This window comes from Sulfuriferula sp. GW1, from assembly GCF_047300855.1.
Taxonomy (GTDB): domain Bacteria; phylum Pseudomonadota; class Gammaproteobacteria; order Burkholderiales; family Sulfuriferulaceae; genus Sulfuriferula.
The window spans coordinates 260,348-277,435 of sequence record NZ_CP170197.1; the positions used below are offsets into that span (position 1 = coordinate 260,348).

Sequence of the window (17,088 nt, forward strand, 5' to 3'; positions counted from 1 at the left end):
CGCTGATTTTGCTGCGTCATAGCGCATAAAATCGAATCATAAAATTCTGATTAATGGACATTATTTTTATAACGCATTGATTAATTGAGATTATTAATTCTGGCATGGCGTTTGCATTGTACACAAAATCATGATTACGTGGATTCAATTTTATTTTTAATAATTTGTTGTGACTGCCAAATGTATTTGGTTTTGTGTATTAAGACTAATCCATAGTACTGAAAAAATATATGTCAGATGTGCTCTTGCTGCACCGCAAGCCTGCCAAAGAGTGTGTGCCGAATTATTTAAGGAAGATAGCGCTTATGAAGTCTCTTTATCATCACCCATTGCCCCTAGCCTTGGCCGGCGCAGGGTTCCATGCTATACCCTATGCGCAAAGCACCGCCGGACCAATGCCCGCTCAGGTAGTCAAAGTTTCGAAAGAAGCAAAAGAGACTACCAAAAAGAATGATGTTCATGCTATGAAGATCGAACATAAACACTTACCAATGTTTCTGCTTGCTTGTCTATGTTTGTGGCTATTTGCAGCTCAAGGTATAGTCATGGCAGCACCCAGACTGTCAGAGCATAGTTCATATAATGACCTGCCAAGGTTAGGTATCCTTGCCCCGATTGGCCCCCCTGATTACACCGAACTAATGAAACATGTTTCTGTAGAAAAAACCCTTACCTATGGGCCATTCAAATTTTACGTCGGAAAAATTGGCAAAATTCCCACGGTGATATGTATTCAACCGTTTGGTGGCCCGGTCACGCGCAGTATGTCGGCGCTGGTGATGTCCCAACATTTTAATATTAAAGCATTTATCTATCCGGGTACGTCAGGCGCCCATCTCGAGCCATCTCAGATGATTATCGGGGATGTCGTACTTGGCGCACAGCATGTTAATTTCGCCAATTTTTTCATGACAAAAACCGGAGAACTTGTTCCAGATGAATTTACTGAGGAGAGTTCAATGGGGCGATATGGCACGTTATACGCCAACCCCACGTTGTTGCGCTACCTTGCGTGCGCCGCTACACGCGTGTCGTCGGCGACGCGGCTGCCGGAGTGGCTCAATCCTGGCATGACGCAGGACCACCCAAAGATTTTCTATTATGGAATCCAGGGAACATCGACTATGTGGCTTGCGAACAAGGAATTCATCAAAAAGACCAATCAGGTCTTCCACGAGATAGACGAAGATGGGGATTGGTTTTCCGCTGTTGTTGCCGCTATGTACCATATTCCTTTCATCGAGGTGAGTACCATATCGGATAGCATACTGGAGTTTCCAGAGACTGAAAGAGGAATTCCGGTTCCCCCGGAAAACCTGAAAAAACGGGGCGCTAAAGATAATGCTTCGGTTATCGCACAGGGAATCAGTTATAAGATAGCAGTTGCTCTAATAAATCAGTTTGGGGAAAAGATACTAAAAGGCCATTATCCGACCCCCGTATCAAACCCGTTTCCGGATATCTCGTACGCCGATCCGACCAACCCACGCGATATGCTCAAGGGCTTGGATTGTCAACCTTAGTTCGCACCCTAATTTCCAAGCTCGCTTCGCAGGGCGGTCTGGTGAAGATACGCTTTGGCAGGCATGACAGCCGGAGGGTTTAAGTGTTTAGAGTTGACAAACTGCTAGGATATTGCAAATGAAGATGAATTTTAATCTGAAGTTGTTATGGGTTGGCTTTTCTCTTGTTGTAGGAGCTGTTGTAGCGAATGCGGCCGATAAACCGATAAAAGCTGGATTTGTTTACGTTGGGCCGGTGGGAGATACCGGGTGGACCTACGCTCATGATCAAGGGCGTATCGCAATGGAAAAAGCGCTGGCGGGAAAAGTCAAATCGACTTATGTCGAAAATGTGCCGGAAGGTGCTGATGCTGAGCGTGTAATCAGGCAGTTGGCGGCAGATGGAAACAAGATTATTTTCACTACTTCCTTCGGGTTTATGAATCCTACGTTGAAGGTAGCCCAGTCATTTCCCAATACCGATTTTGCTCACGCAACTGGTTACAAGATGGCCAAAAATGTGGCTATTTATCAGGCACGCTCATGGGAAGGTGCTTATATGCTGGGTGTGCTGGCTGGCAAAATGACTAAAAGCAATATCCTGGGTTTCGTCGGTTCTTATCCCGTTCCGGAGGTGATCCGTAATATTGATGCTTACACTCTGGGTGCGCAGAGCGTGAATCCGAAGATCAAGACCAAGGTTATATGGGTCAGTAGCTGGTACGATCCTGCACGTGAGCGTCAAGCTGCAGAAACAATGATTGCCCAGGGGGCTGATGTGCTCAGTCAAAATACCGATTCACCTGCGGTCATCCAAACTGCGGAAGAAAAGGGCGTCTACGCGTTTGGCTGGGACTCCGATATGGCTAGGTTTGGGCCCAAGGCTCAGCTTGTTGCAAGCACTTTGAATTGGTCGCGTTACTACATCGATTCAGTCAAACAGGTGTTGGCAGGTACATGGAAACCTACCGACACTTTGTGGGGCATGAAAGAGGGCATGGTGGTTTTGACACAGCTTGGTCCAGCGGTGCCCCCCGCTGTCGCCAAGGTGTTTAATGAGAAGAAGCAGGCAATCATTGACGGCAAGTTGATGCCTTTTGCTGGCCCGATTAAGAATCAGGCCGGGGTCGTGAAAGTTGTCGCGGGCACTGTAATGCCGCTGAAGGAATTGATGTCCCTGAATTACTACGTACAAGGGGTTGAAGGCTCCATTCCGAAGTAATTTAGAGCGGGATGCAGGCTATGTACGGGCGGGTATTTTGATCAGTCCGTTTTTTAATATTGTGAACGCAATGACTTTATCCGAGCTCAAAAATCAGGCATTCATACGCTCTCTGCCGAAAGCGGAGCTGCATTTGCATATTGAGGGAACGCTGGAGCCAGAAATGGTTTTCGATCTAGCCCAAAAACATGGCATTCAACTACCTTATGTGGACGTGGACGCATTGCGTCGCGCCTACAGCTTTTCAAATCTGCAATCCTTTCTGGATATTTATTATCAAGGGGTTCAGGTGCTGCGGGATTCAGATGATTTCTTCCAGCTTACGCATGCGTATCTTCAGCGGGCACATACTGATGGCGTTGTGCACGTTGAAATGTTTTTCGATCCCCAAAGCCATATGGAAAGGGGCGTTTCGCTATCTATTGTTTTCGATGGAATCATCAGAGCTCTTGAGAGCGCAAAACACAAGTATGGCATGACACATCGTCTTATCCCCTGCTTTCTGCGGCATTTAAGTGCGGAAGCTGCCATGCAAACCCTGGAGGCATTACTGCCTTACCGTGATCATATTTGTGCCGTGGGCCTTGATTCCAGTGAGAATGGTCATCCGCCTTCCAAGTTCTCCCGGGTTTTTGACCGGGCGCGAAGCGAGAATTTTTTAACTGTGGCGCATGCCGGTGAAGAAGGCCCGCCATTTTATATCCGGGAAGCGTTGGATTATCTGAAAGTGTCGCGCATTGACCACGGAGTGGGCTGCGAAGTCGATGACACACTGTGTGAACGTTTGGTGCAGGAACGCATGCCGCTTACCGTGTGTCCAGTGTCCAATGTTAAGCTGGCTGTATTCAAGAGCATGGAAGAGCATAACCTCAAGCGTTTACTCCGGCGTGGTTTATGCGTGACGGTAAACTCCGACGACCCAGCGTATTTCGGCGCTTACATTGCGGACAATTATCTCGCAGTCCAGCAAGCGCTGGAATTGTCGCGGGAAGATATGATTAGTCTTGCAAGTAATTCTATCGAGGCATCTTTCCTGGGCGAGGCCGATAAATTTTACTGGTTAGGAAAATTGACTGCATGTGCTTATGAGTAAGTTGAAAACAAATGTGCATTCTCAGTGCCCGAATGGGCACGCAGGCAAACTGTACCCGTACCGTAAAAGTGCTTGCGCAAAATAAACATCCTGTCTTGCCCTGCAATGCGAGAAATTTATCCTCGTAAACAGTTTACGAGGATAAATTCAGGATTTCAGGAGATTCGATTACGATTCTGTTGCTTAGCTCGGCGACATCACAGTTAGCACCTGTACCCCCTCGATCTATAACCAAGAATTCAGTTGTGTGATTTAGCACAATGAGTGGATGATGCCATACACCGGGTCTGTAATTAACACCTTGATGACCGTTACTCAAGAAAATGCGTAGTGGGCCAGGTAAATCGTTGCTGGTTGTGCCGGCGACCACAATCAGGAATTGATAATTTCCCAAGGGAATAAATGCCTGGCTACCCAGTGGATGCCGTTCGATTTTATTCAGCGTCAGCGGAAAGTGGGTGGGAGCGCCGCGAAATATGTTGATTAAGGGGTAACCATCGCCTGCGGCGACATCGATTTTGGCGAGGTCATGAAAACGTTGCGCCTGGCCATTATTAACAAAATAGGCACTTGAATCCCTGGCTTCGATTACGTCACCAAATGGAGCGAACTCGTCGGCAGTGAGTGGCTCGAACGCCAATTCGCCAGGGCTGGTCATTGAGAGCAACCCTCATCGAGGTTTCCCCAAAGTCGCAAACGACTGACACCGCCATCCGGAATAATGTTGAACCGGATGTGTGTAATTGCCCCTAAGGCATGGAGTTGGTCGACGAATGTATGAATTTTATCCATCGTCAGCGACTGTTCTGGGAGCAACGTCGGCCAAAACATACTTTGCGATATGATGGATTGCTCGGTTCCGCCTTGGACATAGGCACCTTGAACGGAGCATTTGTCAGGATAGTTGCCCTTGTAATGGGCGGTATCGACTTCGATTTTCCTAATTGTTCCCGGATGACCCAGCGCAATAATTGCCCAGTCATTGCCGGGTTCGCGTCGGCGCCGTGTTTCCCATCCATCGCCCATATTGATGCCACGGCTAGGTGCCAGCAAATTGAAAGGTTTGCCGAAATGCGCATCGTTGCAGGCCACCGCCAGTCCGCCGTTCTCCAGAGCAACGAGATCGTATAATTGATCTTTCGCGCGAGCCGCCCAATCACAAGCGACCTGACCGAATATGCGCAGGCGTGCGATGCCCCCATCGGGATATATGTTTAAACGTACATGACTCCATACACGGGGATTACTTATTTCAAGGTAATGATGCGCGTTGCCGCACAGGGAAATGGGATCCAGCAGGCGTACCCACTGGGTTGATTCGTCCGGGTCTTTATCGCAAATAGCTGCTTCTAACGACGCGGCGGGTGGGTAGTTTCCAGTAAAGTGGCTGGTGTCGATGTCTATGCCTTTAATCACGCCACGAAGACCCAGTTTCACCACGCAATGATCATTTCCAGCCCCACGCTTGCGCCGCGTTTCCCATCCATCCATCCACTTTCCGTGATCGTCATATTTCCCGGGGATGAATATTGGTGGTTCTGGATTGAGCAAGCGTTCTTTAGGCGCAAAAAAGTCATCGCTGGCTGATAAAGCCAGCGCACCTAAGCGCGGGTCTGAAAGATTGACCCAGCGGGTGGCGAAATCGGGTGCCTCATGAATTGCGGATTGAATTTCCATTGGGTTATTTCACTAAAATAGTTAATCAATGACAAGATCATTGAGACGAAAACTTGCGATGCGTCCGATTTCATCCAAAGCTGTACATATTTCCCGGTCAAACGGGTGGGCAAGGCGCTGTTCCATTGCGGCGATGATGGCTGTTCCGGACATGCCCCTAACCGCGATGATAAAAGGGAAACCGAATTTCGCCTGATAGGCCTGATTAAGCCCGGATATTCGCGCAAACTCGTGTGGAGTGCACTTGTCCAGACCGGCTGCGCTTTGTTCTAAACGCGAAGCCGCAGTTAATCCACCGTCGATAGCAAGTTTTCCAGCTAATTCAGGATGGGCTCGAATCAGTGCCAGCTGCTGGGGTTCGCTGGCAGCGAGGACGCATGCGTGCATGGCAGCGGCGAGTTCCCCCACTGAAGCAAATGGGCGTCGCAAGCTGGCGTGCTCGGCAACCCACGGCGAGTGTTCGTAAACACCTGATAAACAGGAGATGAAAGACCTTTGTTCCAATGCATTCAGCGACGCTATTGAATAGGGTGGCATCGGTCTTCAGCTCTTGCATGGAGCAGGATGGTGTTTTATCCAGTGCCGGGCAATATCGATTCGGCGGCATATCCAGACTTGATCGTGGTGCTGAACATAATCCATAAAACGCGCCAGCGCGGCAATTCGCCCCGGGCGACCAGCCACGCGGCAATGCAGACCGATTGAGAGCATCTTGGGTGCATTGGCGCCTTCTGCATAAAGGGTGTCAAACGCATCTTTAAGATATGAGAAGAACTGGTCACCGCTATTGAAACCCTGTACGGTGGCGAAGCGCATATCATTGGTATCCAAGGTATAGGGCACAACCAAATGAGGTTGACCGGACACTGTTTCCCAGTAAGGCAAATCGTCGCTATAAGAATCGGCGTCATAGACAAAGCCACCGTGTTCCACCAGCAAACGGCGCGTATTTTCACTCGTACGCCCGGTATACCAACCTGAAGGGGCGCTGCCGGTCAGGTCGCGCAACGTTTCCACTGCCAGTTGAATATGTTCGCGTTCCGTGGCCTCATCCATGCCGTGATAATCAATCCAGCGCCAGCCATGTGCGACGATCTCATGTCCAGATTCAACCAGGTGCTTAGCCAGTTCCGGGTGTCGCGCCAGTGCCATTCCCACAGCAAAAACGCTAAGGGGAAGTTGCCGATCCTGGAACAGTTTCAGGATGCGCCATACACCGGCTCGACTCCCGTATTCGAACAATGATTCCATGCTCATGTGTCGACTGCCGACAAAGGGCAGGGCACCAATGATTTCCGAAAGAAAGGTTTCCGAGGACGCATCACCATGCAGGATGCTGTTTTCTGAGCCTTCCTCGTAATTCAGCACGAACTGTACGGCAATGCGTGCATTTTCAGGCCATCTGGGATGCGGTGGATTCTGCCCATAGCCGACCAAATCCCTCGGGTAATCAGTTGCTAAAGTGGTTTTGATCATCTTTTATCATTGGTGGGTTCATGCCAATCCAAGAATTTCAGCGAGGTTGATTTTTTCTCTCTCATCATTCAGATTGAGTCTCGCTTCTATCGCTAGCAAATGTTGTTCCATCATTTTCAACGCGAGCTTTACATCTTTGCTTGCGATGATATCAATTAGCCGGTCATGCTCATCGTGGCTACAAGCGATGTTTCCGGGCAATTGATACAGTGCGATGATCAACGAGCATCGGGATACCAATTCGGACAGGAATCTGTGCAAGACACTATTCCCCGCCAATTCTGCCAGGGCAATGTGAAACGCCCCACCCAGGCTTATCCAGTTGGCGCGATCGCCACTCTCGAAAGCGGCATGTTCTGCTTTGGCCATTTTGCGCAAGCCCGCAATTTGGGCGTTGCTTGCGTGTTCTATGGCGAGAGGAATAATTGCTGCTTCTATACCGCGTCGCGCAGCAAATATTTCCCGGGTTTCCTGTGGTGTGGGGGAGGCTATGCTGGCACCCTGGTTAGGTTTAAGCACCACAATATGGGCATGCGCAAGGCGCTGCAACGCCTTGCGCACAATGGTGCGGCTTACTTTAAATAATTCACAAAAATGGGCTTCGGTCAATTTGGTTCCGGGAGGTAATCGCTGGTTCATGACTGCATTAAAGACAGCGTCGTAGATTTTTTTATCTACGTCTGACATACCCCGTTTTGTGACGATCAGGGAGGGCGCCATGGAAGCTGTTAGAGATTCATTTAGCGAAGACATATTCGTTTGTTCCTTCCTGTCCTTACGCAGCTTTTCTTCTGTCTGCATTCTTTTAAAAAATGATCGCAATGAGCCCATTTTAATGAATTTAACGTGTCAACTGCAAGCTAACACAAGATATAAATGGATACAATTATGCTGGAATAATTCTACCTAAAATGTATAGAGTATAAGTATTTAAAGCGCACCATATTGTGGCAAAAAATAAAAATCTGCACCAAAGATATGCAAAAACTACTGCCCATTTACTGTGTTAATGGGTGTATTGCGCTTCGATCCTGCACAAAAAATCCGTTCGGAATATTGTTCTCAAGTGTAGTTAAGTATTTGGCATTGTATACATGCGATATAAAGCTATGAGTGTTTTGTGACTATTCGACCGTCTTAAAAAAGAAGAAATGTTTGGGGGGTATGGATATTGCTTATAAAATTGTGTTCAACTTTTTGGATATCAGATCATATAAAACATTCATCGAAGTTAGGTTGTGTTTGAACTGCCATGTATTGGTTTTTGACAGCAGTCAAATCAGAGAGACATAAAGCTTGACGATCAAGATAATTAAAAGGATATAGCCTTCCCTATGGGCAAATTAACCACGCATATTATTGATACGGCGCAGGGATGCCCTGCCGCGGGTATCCCCGTGGAAATCTACCGGATTGGTCAACCTACCACGTTGCTGATTTCTTTCCACAGCAACAGTGACGGGCGTAGCGACGGTGCTTTGCTTGAAGGTAGAGAGCTTTGCATTGGAGAGTACGAGTTTGTGTTTTATATCGCGAAATATTTCAGTAGTTCCGGACTTGCTTTACCCGACCCGCCTTTTCTTGACCGCATAGCCATACGCTTCAGTGTGGCTGATCCATTAGGACGCTATCACGTGCCACTGCTGGTATCGCCGTGGGGATATTCGACTTATCGGGGAAGTTGAGCGTGGGTGCTGACGACAACGGTATCCGTTTTATGCTGGACGGCGAGGTGATCGAGGCGAGGGGCGTGCCACCGGCGACCACGCTGCTTCAGTTTCTGCGTGACATTCTCGGACGTACAGGTACTAAAGAAGGTTGTGCCGAAGGCGATTGCGGAGCTTGCACCGTGGTCTTGGGTGAGTTGGAGGGAGAGAAAATTGCGTATCGCGCGGTCAATTCCTGCATCCGCTTTTTGCCCACGGTGGATGGCAAGGAGGTGGTGACCGTAGAGAGCCTTTCCCGCAACGATGCGCCACTGCATCCGGTACAGCAGGCCATGGTTGATCATCATGCTTCCCAATGCGGCTTTTGCACACCCGGATTTGTCATGGCGTTGTTCGATGTTTATTTGAACCAGCCCGGCGCACGGCGCGCGCAAATAATGGATGCGTTAGCCGGTAACCTGTGCCGCTGCACCGGTTACCGCCCCATTATCGAAGCAGGGTGTCGGTTGAATGACTATGCGGCCCCAGCGAGTTGGAGCCAAACAGACGCGCAAGACGAATCCCGCAAGCAGCGGTTGCGTGCCCTGCAACGAACCGACAGCCTGCGCCTGAATGGGAATGCCTCTTTTCATGCTCCGCGTAGCCTGGATGAACTGGCGCAAAACTATCTGCGACACCCTGCTGCCTTGCTGCTCGCCGGTGGTACTGACATTGGTTTGTGGGTTACAAAGCAGTTGCGTGCACTTCCCAGTTTGATTTATCTCGGCGAAGTCACAGAGCTGAAGCGAATAAGTGAAACGAACACTACGCTTGAAATTGGCGCTGCCGTGCGTCTGTCAGATGCCTATGCTGCGCTGGTCGTACATTATCCGATGCTGGACGAGTTGTACCGCCGCTTTGCTTCACCGCCTATCCGCAATTCCGGAACCTTGTGCGGGAATCTGGCCAATGGTTCGCCCATTGGGGATTCCATGCCCATTCTCATCGCCTTGGGCGCCATCCTGAAGTTGCGCAGAGGTACCGAAACTCGCGCATTGGCGCTGGAGGATTTATACCTCGGCTACCAAGAAAAAGCGTTACAGCCGGGTGAGTTTGTCGAGGCGGTGAGCGTACCTTTGTCAATGCCGGGCCGCATCGTGGCTAGCTACAAAATTTCCAAGCGCGTAGACCAGGATATTTCAGCAGTGTGTGGTGCCTACGTGCTTGACATCGACAACGGTCACATCATCGCGGCGCGTATCGCATACGGTGGCATGGCGGCGACACCCAAGCGGGCTGTACAGACTGAAACCATGCTCACCGGACAGGCTTGGTCTTTATCCTCTATCGAGGCAGCGCTACCCGGGATTGCTCAGGATTTTGCACCGCTCAGCGACATGCGGGCAAGTGCTGCTTATCGGCTCAAGGTGGCGCAAAACCTGTTAAAGCGGTTGTATCTGGAACATGCCGAATCGACGACACTTTGTCGTGTGGAAAAAGTTTGCGGAGTCTCATCATGAACCCTGTGGTGAATCAGCCTGTTGCCCACGAAAGTGCTGCTTTGCATGTTTCTGGTCGGGCTTATTATGCGGACGATATCGCGCTACCAGCCAATGTGCTGCATGTAGCATTTGGCATGAGTGATATAGCGCATGGCCGTATCAAACACATGGACTTGTCAGCGGTCTTGAGTGCCCCGGGAGTGGTTCGAGTTTTTACCGCCATGGATATTCCAGGTGAGAACAACTATGGGCCGGTAATGCACGACGACCCAATCTTCGCCACAGACATCATCCAATTTCACGGCCAGCCTATTTTTGCCGTTGCGGCCAACTCGATTGATATGGCGCGCCGAGCAGCGAAACTTGCACGCATTGACTACGAGCCCCTGCCGGCAATACTCGATATTGCTACTGCTTTGGCTGCCGACAGTTTCGTTTTGCCTACAGAAACATTGCGCCGAGGCGAGCCAGAAGTAGTTATTAGCGAGGCACCGCAGCGCTTATCCGGCGCGATTTCCATCGGCGGTCAAGACCATTTTTATCTTGAAGGACAGATTGCCTTTGCACTGCCTCAAGAAAATGGCGGCGTACTGGTCCATAGCTCCACCCAGCATCCCAGTGAGGTTCAGCACCTGGTTGCCCATGCCCTGGGCAAACATGCTCACGACGTAGTGGTGCAGTGTCGGCGCATGGGCGGTGGTTTCGGTGGCAAGGAAAGCCAGCCAGCTCTGTTTGCCTGCGTGGCTGCGCTTGTCGCCACGGCAACGGGTCGACCCACCAAGGTGCGGTTGGACCGCGACGACGACATGGTGATGACCGGGAAACGCCATGACTTTATTGCAGAATACGACGTTGGTTTCGATGATCAAGGGCGCATTTTCGGCCTGTCGCTAATGTTGGCCTCGCGCTGCGGTTACTCTGTCGACCTGTCAGGTCCGGTCAATGATCGTGCCATGTTTCACGCCGATAATTGCTATTTTCTGGAACATGTACAAATCGTATCGCATCGTTGCAAGACGCATACGGTGTCGAATACGGCCTTTCGCGGCTTTGGCGGACCGCAAGGGATGATGGCAATCGAAGCGGTGCTCGATGATATTGCACGCCATCTTGATCTTGACCCGCTGGCGGTGCGGCGTATCAATTTCTATGGCATCGGCGAGCGCAATGTTACCCCCTACCACATGCAGGTCGAAGACAATCTTGTGCACCGAATCGTCGACGATCTGGTAGCCAGCAGTGACTACACGTCACGCCGGACAGCTATCACCAAATTCAATGCCCATAACCCCATCATCAAACGTGGTATCGCATTGACGCCAGTCAAATTCGGCATTTCCTTTACTGCGACTCAATACAATCAGGCGGGTGCTTTGGTACAGGTGTATACCGACGGCAGTATATTGCTGAACCACGGCGGCACAGAGATGGGGCAGGGGCTGTTTACCAAGGTCGCACAGGTCGTAGCCGACGAATTTGGTATCGCGCTGGATCAGGTACGGGTATCCACCACTGACACTAGCAAGGTACCCAACACGTCCGCAACTGCCGCGTCCTCAGGCAGTGATCTCAATGGCAAGGCTGCCCAGATCGCGGCGCGAATAATCAAGGAAAGGCTGATTGCTTTCGCTGTAGAGACCTATCACGTCCAGGCTCACGAGGTGGTCTTTGAAGCGGGCAAAGTACGCATTGGTGCAAACTCTTTGGGATTCGATGCTCTCGTTCGCGATGCTTATTTGGCGCGTATTTCGCTATCGTCGACCGGCTTTTATCGCACGCCAAAAATTCACTACAACCGTAGTACCCTGCGTGGCCGGCCTTTTTTCTATTTTGCTTATGGTGCGGCCGTCACCGAAGTAGCAGTCGATACCCTGACTGGAGAGAACCGTATATTAAGGGTGGATATTCTTCATGACGTAGGAAAATCGCTCAACCCGGCTCTGGATATCGGCCAGATAGAAGGCGGTTTCCTACAAGGGGCAGGCTGGCTGACTAGCGAGGAATTATGGTGGAACAATCAAGGCGAACTCAAAACACATGCACCGTCCACCTACAAAATCCCGGCGGTAAGCGACTGGCCCGAGGATGCCCGCGTCCGTCTGCTGGACAACACACCCAACGCTGAAGACACCATCTTCCATTCCAAGGCAGTGGGCGAACCGCCATTGATGCTGGCGATATCTGTTTTCCATGCCTTGCGCGACGCTGTGGCCAGTGCTGCGGGGCCCATAGCGGCAATGAATTTGACTGCTCCTGCCACGCCGCAGGCGATTTTGCATGCAATAGATGGCAGCACGGAGTCAGTACGCAATCATGCCGTGGCCGAGGAATCGGTATGAAGCACTGGCTAGTCGACCTCGAACTCCTGTTAACTAATAAAAATGATGTCATCCGTGTAGTTGTTGCAGCTACCAGCGGTTCTGCGCCACGCGAGGCAGGTGCTTCAATGTTGGTGTATCGACATGGTACGTCAGGTACTCTGGGTGGAGGGCATCTGGAATTCAAAGCCATTGAATTGGCGCGCGACCTGCTTGACCAATCCGGCAAGCTATCACACTGCCAACGCTTCTCTCTAGGGGCTGCGTTGGGGCAGTGTTGCGGCGGCATAGTCGACCTGTGGTGGGAGCGTTTTACAGCCGCAGATCTTGAATTTATTAGTGCTGCAAATATACAAATGCAACAGGCCAGCCAGGTTGTGCTTGCTACCCTAGCCGAAGACAAACACATCTCCCGGCGTACGCTGTTTCTATCCAGCGTTCAGCACCCTGATCCTGAATTTACAGAACTCAGCAGCTACGCCGAATCACTGATGCACGCTGCGCCGGATTCATCACGTACCCGGTTGGTGTCTCGCGATGGAGACAAGGTGCTGTTCGAACGTCTGGATCGTGAACACACGCCACTGTGGATATTTGGAGCTGGCCATGTGGGCCAGGCCATCGTCAGACTCTTGAACGATTTGCCTTTCGACATTACCTGGGTGGATTCCCGTGCCGGGGCTTTTCCTACGGATGTATATAGCGGCGTCACCACGCTGGAGAGCGAAATACCTGCTGCCGAAGTGCGGTATGCGCCGGAAGATGCGTGGTTCCTGGTACTAACGCACGACCACGATCTCGATTACACAATCTGCCAAGCCATTCTGACGCATGAAACGAGAGGTTTCATCGGGCTGATCGGTTCGTGTACTAAGGCTGCCCGTTTTGACCATCGTCTGACACGACAGGGTTTTCAGGCTGAACGCATCACTTGCCCGATTGGTCTTGCGGGTATTTCCGGCAAAGAGCCAGCCACGATTGCCGTTGCTGTCGTGGCTCAGTTGTTGCAGGAACGTGAAGCACGGCAGCTTGCCGGGCATAGCACCAGTAGCAGTCTCCAACTTGCCATGGATAGTCAGCGATCATGAACATGCAACTTTCTCACCCGCGTCTGGAATTGCGCGGCATCACCAAAATTTATCCTTCAGTGGTAGCGAATGAGAAGGTCGATTTGATTGTGCGCCCCGGTGAGATTCATGCGGTGCTGGGGGAAAATGGAGCTGGCAAGAGCACGCTGATGAAGATCATCTACGGTGTGACCAGGCCCGATGCCGGCGAGATGTTGTGGGAGAACCGCGAAGTGCATATTGAATCACCGGCCGAAGCGCGGCGCATGGGTATCGGTATGGTGTTCCAGCATTTCTCCCTGTTCGAGACACTCACCGTGGCGGAAAACATTTCTCTTGCCCTGGATACGCCGATGGCATCTTCCGAGCTGGCGCAGCGTATCAGTGCAGTGTCTGAAGAATATGGCCTACCCATTGATCCGCACCGGTTGGTGCACAGCATGTCGGTTGGTGAGCGCCAGCGTGTGGAAATTGTACGTTGCCTGCTAAATCGTCCCCGACTGCTGATCATGGATGAGCCTACCTCGGTACTTACCCCGCAAGCTGTGCTCAAGCTGTTCGAAACTCTGCGTCGGCTGGCAGCCGAGGGCTGCAGCATTCTCTACATTAGCCACAAGCTGGACGAAATCCAGGCATTGTGCGATAGCGCCACGGTGCTGCGCAGCGGGTGTGTAACGGGCACAACGAGCCCCAAACAGGAAACCCGTGAATCGCTGGCGCGGATGATGATAGGCAAAGATTTGCCACACTGCCAAATGGATACCCGAACGCCTGGTGAAGTTCGTCTCAAAATCAATCAGCTCAGTCTGGCTACCGTTGATCCATTCGGTACGCATTTGAAAAATATCGACCTTGAAGTGCGCAGCGGTGAAATTGTCGGGATCGCTGGAATATCAGGAAATGGTCAGAAAGAGCTATTGGCCGCTTTGTCCGGCGAACAGCCTATGCAGCAGTCGGACACCACCCATATCTGCGGTACTGCAGCAGGAAAATCTAATCCGGCACAGCGGCGCAAGTTGGGCCTGCGCTTTGTGCCGGAAGAGCGTTTGGGACGCGGTGCTGTGCCGTCATTGAGTCTGGGACTCAATGCGCTGATCACGGGTAGCGACAGCAGTATGGTCAAACGAGGGCTCATTGACCACTCCTCAGTGCGTGTTTTCGCCCAGGCTGTCATCAAACGTTTTAATGTGAAATGTGGCGGCGACAAGGCTTTGGCAAGCAGTCTATCGGGCGGGAATCTGCAAAAATTCATTGTTGGTCGCGAAATCATGTTCGCACCCAAGATGATGATCGTTGCCCAGCCCACCTGGGGTGTGGATATAGGAGCAGCACAACTGATACGACAGGCGCTGATTGACCTGAGAAATCAGGGGGTGGCTGTGCTAGTGGTGTCGGAAGAGTTGGAGGAGTTATTCATGATCTGCGATCGCATCGCGGTCATTGCCGACGGACGGCTTTCGCCGGTGGTAGCTGCTGTAGAAACCAGCGTGGCACAAATCGGCCTGTGGATGAGTGGCGAATTCACCCAGGATAATTCGGAGCTTGCTCATGCTTAGACTGGAACGCCGTGCCCATCCGTCAACATTAATGATGTTTGCTTCACCGCTGATTGCGGCAGTGTGCATGCTGATTACCGGCTATTTGTTATTTATCTTGTTGGGGAAGGATCCGCTGCATGCCTTTTGGATATTCTTTATTAAACCCTTGACCACGGCCTATGGTATCGGTGAGTGGCTATTGAAAGCCACGCCGCTGATACTGTGCGGTCTGGGGCTGTCCATCGGGTTCCGTGCCAGTGTATGGAACATCGGTGCGGAAGGCCAGCTCACCATGGGCGCAATTGCAGCAGGGGGCGTGGCCTTGTATTTCCATGGCGTGGAGGCAACTTGGGTATTGCCGCTGATGGTTTGTGCGGGGGTGGCCGGTGGTATGGCCTGGGCAGCTATTCCGGCGTTCTTGCGTACCCGATTTCATACCAATGAAATACTGGTGAGTCTGATGTTGGTATATGTCGCTCAGCTATTTCTAGGTTACCTCGTTCAGGGTCCCTGGCGTGACCCCGATGGCTTTAACTTTCCCCAAACAAAAATGTTCTCGGATGCAGAGATGCTGCCGCTTCTGGTTGATGGCTTGCGCACCAATCTGGCATTCGTCATCGCATTGCTGCTGGTAGCAGTGTCGTGGTTTTTTTCGCATAAGATGTTTGCCGGTTTTCGCATGCAGGTAAGCGGTTTGGCTCCTGCAGCAGCGCGTTATGCTGGTTTTAGCGAGAAGCGCAATGTCTGGCTGGCCTTGTTGATCGGCGGCGGGATGGCGGGATTTGCGGGGATGGCTGAAGTGGCTGGTCCGATTGGTCAGTTGCAGCCTACGATTTCGCCAGGCTACGGTTTCGCCGCCATTATTGTCGCTTTCGTTGGTCGGCTTCATCCGCTCGGGGTGCTGCTGGCAAGCTTGCTCATGTCCCTGCTTTATTTGGGCGGAGAAACGGCGCAGATGAACCTCGGTTTGCCTTCAGCCGTGACCGGGCTGTTTCAGGGATTGCTGCTGTTCTACTTGCTTGCCGCAGATATCTTTATCAACTTCCATTTTAAATCATACGCCCGCCCGGTGGAGCAGGTGAGGCCGGTTGATACGCTGTTGCCCGAGGAGCTTATATGAACGTCGAACAACTCGTCCCTATTCTCGCCAGCACGGTTGCAGCCGCCACGCCGCTGGCGTATGCCGCTTTTGGAGAACTGGCGACTGAGCGCGCGGGTGTGCTCAATCTGGGAGTAGAAGGTATGATGCTGGTCGGCGCCATGGCGGGCTTTGCCGTAGCTTCCCAAACCGGCAGTCTGGGTCTGGGCTTTGCAGCTGGCATGTTTTCCGGTATCACGCTAGCCCTGATATTCGCGGTGCTTACCCTCAGCCTGCAAACAAACCAGGTCGCCACGGGGCTTGCATTAACCCTGTTCGGGGTGGGTCTGAGTGCTTTTGCAGGACGTGATTATGTGGGTGTGCCGCTAGACGGACTGCAACCGTTCCCGATTCCGCTGTTGAGTGATATCCCTTTTCTCGGCCCGCTGTTATTTCACTTTGATATCGTGGTTTACGGTTCGATCGTGGCGCTATTCGCGTTGCAGTGGTTTTTCGGGCGTTCGCGCTGGGGACTGGTGGTGCGCGCAGTCGGAGAGTCGCCCGCTTCTGCTCATGCCATCGGCTATTCGGTGATAGGCATACGCTACATGGCGGTGTTGTTCGGCGGTGCCATGAGCGGTTTGGCTGGAGCTTATATGTCGCTTGCCGTGACGCCCATGTGGGTGGAGGGTATGACTGCGGGACGGGGCTGGATAGCGCTTGCACTGGTTGTTTTCGCTACCTGGAAACCTGTGCGTGTGCTGCTGGGCGCATACTTGTTCGGCGGTGTCACCATCCTCCAGTTTTACGGACAGGGTATGGGGATACATATCGCCTCGCAGCTACTCTCCATGTTGCCTTATCTGGTGACTATCGTTGTGCTGGTATTGATCAGCCGAAATCCAAAAACCATCCTGCTTAATCAACCGATGTCTCTGGGTCAGAGTTATTACCCGCATAGCTGAACCA

The 17,088-nt window shown here is 51.5% G+C and carries 15 protein-coding genes; 10 read left to right on the forward strand and 5 right to left on the reverse strand.

Annotated elements, in window-relative coordinates:
• Window positions 1–230 precede the first annotated feature (230 nt).
• The 3 genes from ACFDAU_RS01255 to ACFDAU_RS01265 all read left to right on the forward strand — a co-directional run bounded on the left by ACFDAU_RS01255 (window position 231) and on the right by ACFDAU_RS01265 (window position 3,817).
• Complete coding sequence (locus ACFDAU_RS01255) at window positions 231–1,523, forward strand: hypothetical protein (RefSeq protein WP_413438266.1); 1,293 nt, start codon at window positions 231–233, stop codon at window positions 1,521–1,523.
• A gap of 118 nt (window positions 1,524–1,641) precedes the next feature.
• Window positions 1,642–2,724, forward strand: a complete 1,083-nt coding sequence (locus ACFDAU_RS01260; protein WP_413438267.1) for a BMP family ABC transporter substrate-binding protein — start codon at window positions 1,642–1,644, stop codon at window positions 2,722–2,724.
• A 70-nt stretch (window positions 2,725–2,794) separates the two neighbouring features.
• The gene (locus tag ACFDAU_RS01265; protein WP_413438268.1) at window positions 2,795–3,817 is read left to right on the forward strand and encodes an adenosine deaminase; all 1,023 of its coding nucleotides are present in this window, start codon (window positions 2,795–2,797) and stop codon (window positions 3,815–3,817) included.
• Window positions 3,818–3,950: 133 nt separating this feature from the next.
• Here the strand turns inward: ACFDAU_RS01265 and ACFDAU_RS01270 are convergent, their stop codons facing one another.
• The 5 genes from ACFDAU_RS01270 to ACFDAU_RS01290 are packed head-to-tail and all read right to left on the reverse strand — an operon-like array spanning window position 3,951 to window position 7,771.
• Window positions 3,951–4,475, reverse strand: a complete 525-nt coding sequence (locus ACFDAU_RS01270) for an ureidoglycolate lyase (protein WP_413438269.1) — start codon at window positions 4,473–4,475, stop codon at window positions 3,951–3,953.
• Complete coding sequence (alc, locus tag ACFDAU_RS01275; RefSeq protein WP_413438270.1) at window positions 4,472–5,494, reverse strand: allantoicase; 1,023 nt, start codon at window positions 5,492–5,494, stop codon at window positions 4,472–4,474. The genes ACFDAU_RS01270 and alc overlap by 4 nt, the downstream gene beginning before the upstream one ends.
• Before the next feature lie 21 nt (window positions 5,495–5,515).
• On the reverse strand, window positions 5,516–6,031 hold the full coding sequence (gene uraD, locus ACFDAU_RS01280; protein WP_413438271.1) for a 2-oxo-4-hydroxy-4-carboxy-5-ureidoimidazoline decarboxylase: 516 nt from the start codon (window positions 6,029–6,031) through the stop codon (window positions 5,516–5,518).
• A gap of 6 nt (window positions 6,032–6,037) precedes the next feature.
• A complete protein-coding gene (gene puuE, locus ACFDAU_RS01285; RefSeq protein WP_413438272.1) occupies window positions 6,038–6,970 on the reverse strand; it encodes an allantoinase PuuE in 933 nt (310 codons plus the stop codon).
• A gap of 18 nt (window positions 6,971–6,988) precedes the next feature.
• Window positions 6,989–7,771: a GntR family transcriptional regulator gene (locus tag ACFDAU_RS01290; RefSeq protein WP_413438273.1), complete on the reverse strand. Its 783-nt coding sequence runs from the start codon at window positions 7,769–7,771 to the stop codon at window positions 6,989–6,991.
• Window positions 7,772–8,304: 533 nt separating this feature from the next.
• On the opposite strand from ACFDAU_RS01290, the gene uraH reads away from it, so the two are divergent.
• From uraH to ACFDAU_RS01325, 7 genes are read left to right on the forward strand one after another with little or no spacing between them, the layout of a single operon-like run.
• Window positions 8,305–8,655 (forward strand): hydroxyisourate hydrolase, encoded by a 351-nt coding sequence (gene uraH / locus ACFDAU_RS01295; RefSeq protein WP_413438274.1) that lies wholly within the window; start codon window positions 8,305–8,307, stop codon window positions 8,653–8,655.
• A 2-nt stretch (window positions 8,656–8,657) separates the two neighbouring features.
• Complete coding sequence (gene xdhA / locus ACFDAU_RS01300; protein WP_413438275.1) at window positions 8,658–10,136, forward strand: xanthine dehydrogenase small subunit; 1,479 nt, start codon at window positions 8,658–8,660, stop codon at window positions 10,134–10,136.
• Window positions 10,133–12,457, forward strand: coding sequence for a xanthine dehydrogenase molybdopterin binding subunit (xdhB, locus tag ACFDAU_RS01305; protein WP_413438276.1), 2,325 nt, complete (start codon window positions 10,133–10,135; stop codon window positions 12,455–12,457). The genes xdhA and xdhB overlap by 4 nt, the downstream gene beginning before the upstream one ends.
• Window positions 12,454–13,524, forward strand: a complete 1,071-nt coding sequence (gene xdhC / locus ACFDAU_RS01310; protein WP_413438277.1) for a xanthine dehydrogenase accessory protein XdhC — start codon at window positions 12,454–12,456, stop codon at window positions 13,522–13,524. The genes xdhB and xdhC overlap by 4 nt, the downstream gene beginning before the upstream one ends.
• Window positions 13,521–15,059, forward strand: a complete 1,539-nt coding sequence (locus ACFDAU_RS01315) for an ABC transporter ATP-binding protein (protein WP_413438278.1) — start codon at window positions 13,521–13,523, stop codon at window positions 15,057–15,059. The genes xdhC and ACFDAU_RS01315 overlap by 4 nt, the downstream gene beginning before the upstream one ends.
• A complete protein-coding gene (locus tag ACFDAU_RS01320) occupies window positions 15,052–16,161 on the forward strand; it encodes an ABC transporter permease (RefSeq protein WP_413438279.1) in 1,110 nt (369 codons plus the stop codon). Before ACFDAU_RS01315 ends, ACFDAU_RS01320 begins: the two co-directional genes overlap by 8 nt.
• Window positions 16,158–17,084, forward strand: coding sequence for an ABC transporter permease (locus ACFDAU_RS01325; RefSeq protein WP_413438280.1), 927 nt, complete (start codon window positions 16,158–16,160; stop codon window positions 17,082–17,084). The genes ACFDAU_RS01320 and ACFDAU_RS01325 overlap by 4 nt, the downstream gene beginning before the upstream one ends.
• Window positions 17,085–17,088: the final 4 nt, after the last annotated feature.

Excerpts from the sequence above, each read along its gene's own strand:
- alc (WP_413438270.1), bottom strand. The coding sequence starts at position 5,494 with ATGGAAATTCAATCCGCAATTCATGAGGCACCCGATTTCGCCACCCGC.
- ACFDAU_RS01290 (WP_413438273.1), bottom strand. The coding sequence starts at position 7,771 with ATGCAGACAGAAGAAAAGCTGCGTAAGGACAGGAAGGAACAAACGAAT.
- ACFDAU_RS01320 (WP_413438279.1), top strand. The coding sequence starts at position 15,052 with ATGCTTAGACTGGAACGCCGTGCCCATCCGTCAACATTAATGATGTTT.
- ACFDAU_RS01255 (WP_413438266.1), top strand. The coding sequence starts at position 231 with ATGTCAGATGTGCTCTTGCTGCACCGCAAGCCTGCCAAAGAGTGTGTG.
- ACFDAU_RS01260 (WP_413438267.1), top strand. The coding sequence starts at position 1,642 with ATGAAGATGAATTTTAATCTGAAGTTGTTATGGGTTGGCTTTTCTCTT.
- uraH (WP_413438274.1), top strand. The coding sequence starts at position 8,305 with ATGGGCAAATTAACCACGCATATTATTGATACGGCGCAGGGATGCCCT.
- xdhB (WP_413438276.1), top strand. The coding sequence starts at position 10,133 with ATGAACCCTGTGGTGAATCAGCCTGTTGCCCACGAAAGTGCTGCTTTG.
- ACFDAU_RS01325 (WP_413438280.1), top strand. The coding sequence starts at position 16,158 with ATGAACGTCGAACAACTCGTCCCTATTCTCGCCAGCACGGTTGCAGCC.
- ACFDAU_RS01315 (WP_413438278.1), top strand. The coding sequence starts at position 13,521 with ATGAACATGCAACTTTCTCACCCGCGTCTGGAATTGCGCGGCATCACC.
- puuE (WP_413438272.1), bottom strand. The coding sequence starts at position 6,970 with ATGATCAAAACCACTTTAGCAACTGATTACCCGAGGGATTTGGTCGGC.
- ACFDAU_RS01270 (WP_413438269.1), bottom strand. The coding sequence starts at position 4,475 with ATGACCAGCCCTGGCGAATTGGCGTTCGAGCCACTCACTGCCGACGAG.
- uraD (WP_413438271.1), bottom strand. The coding sequence starts at position 6,031 with ATGCCACCCTATTCAATAGCGTCGCTGAATGCATTGGAACAAAGGTCT.
- xdhC (WP_413438277.1), top strand. The coding sequence starts at position 12,454 with ATGAAGCACTGGCTAGTCGACCTCGAACTCCTGTTAACTAATAAAAAT.
- ACFDAU_RS01265 (WP_413438268.1), top strand. The coding sequence starts at position 2,795 with ATGACTTTATCCGAGCTCAAAAATCAGGCATTCATACGCTCTCTGCCG.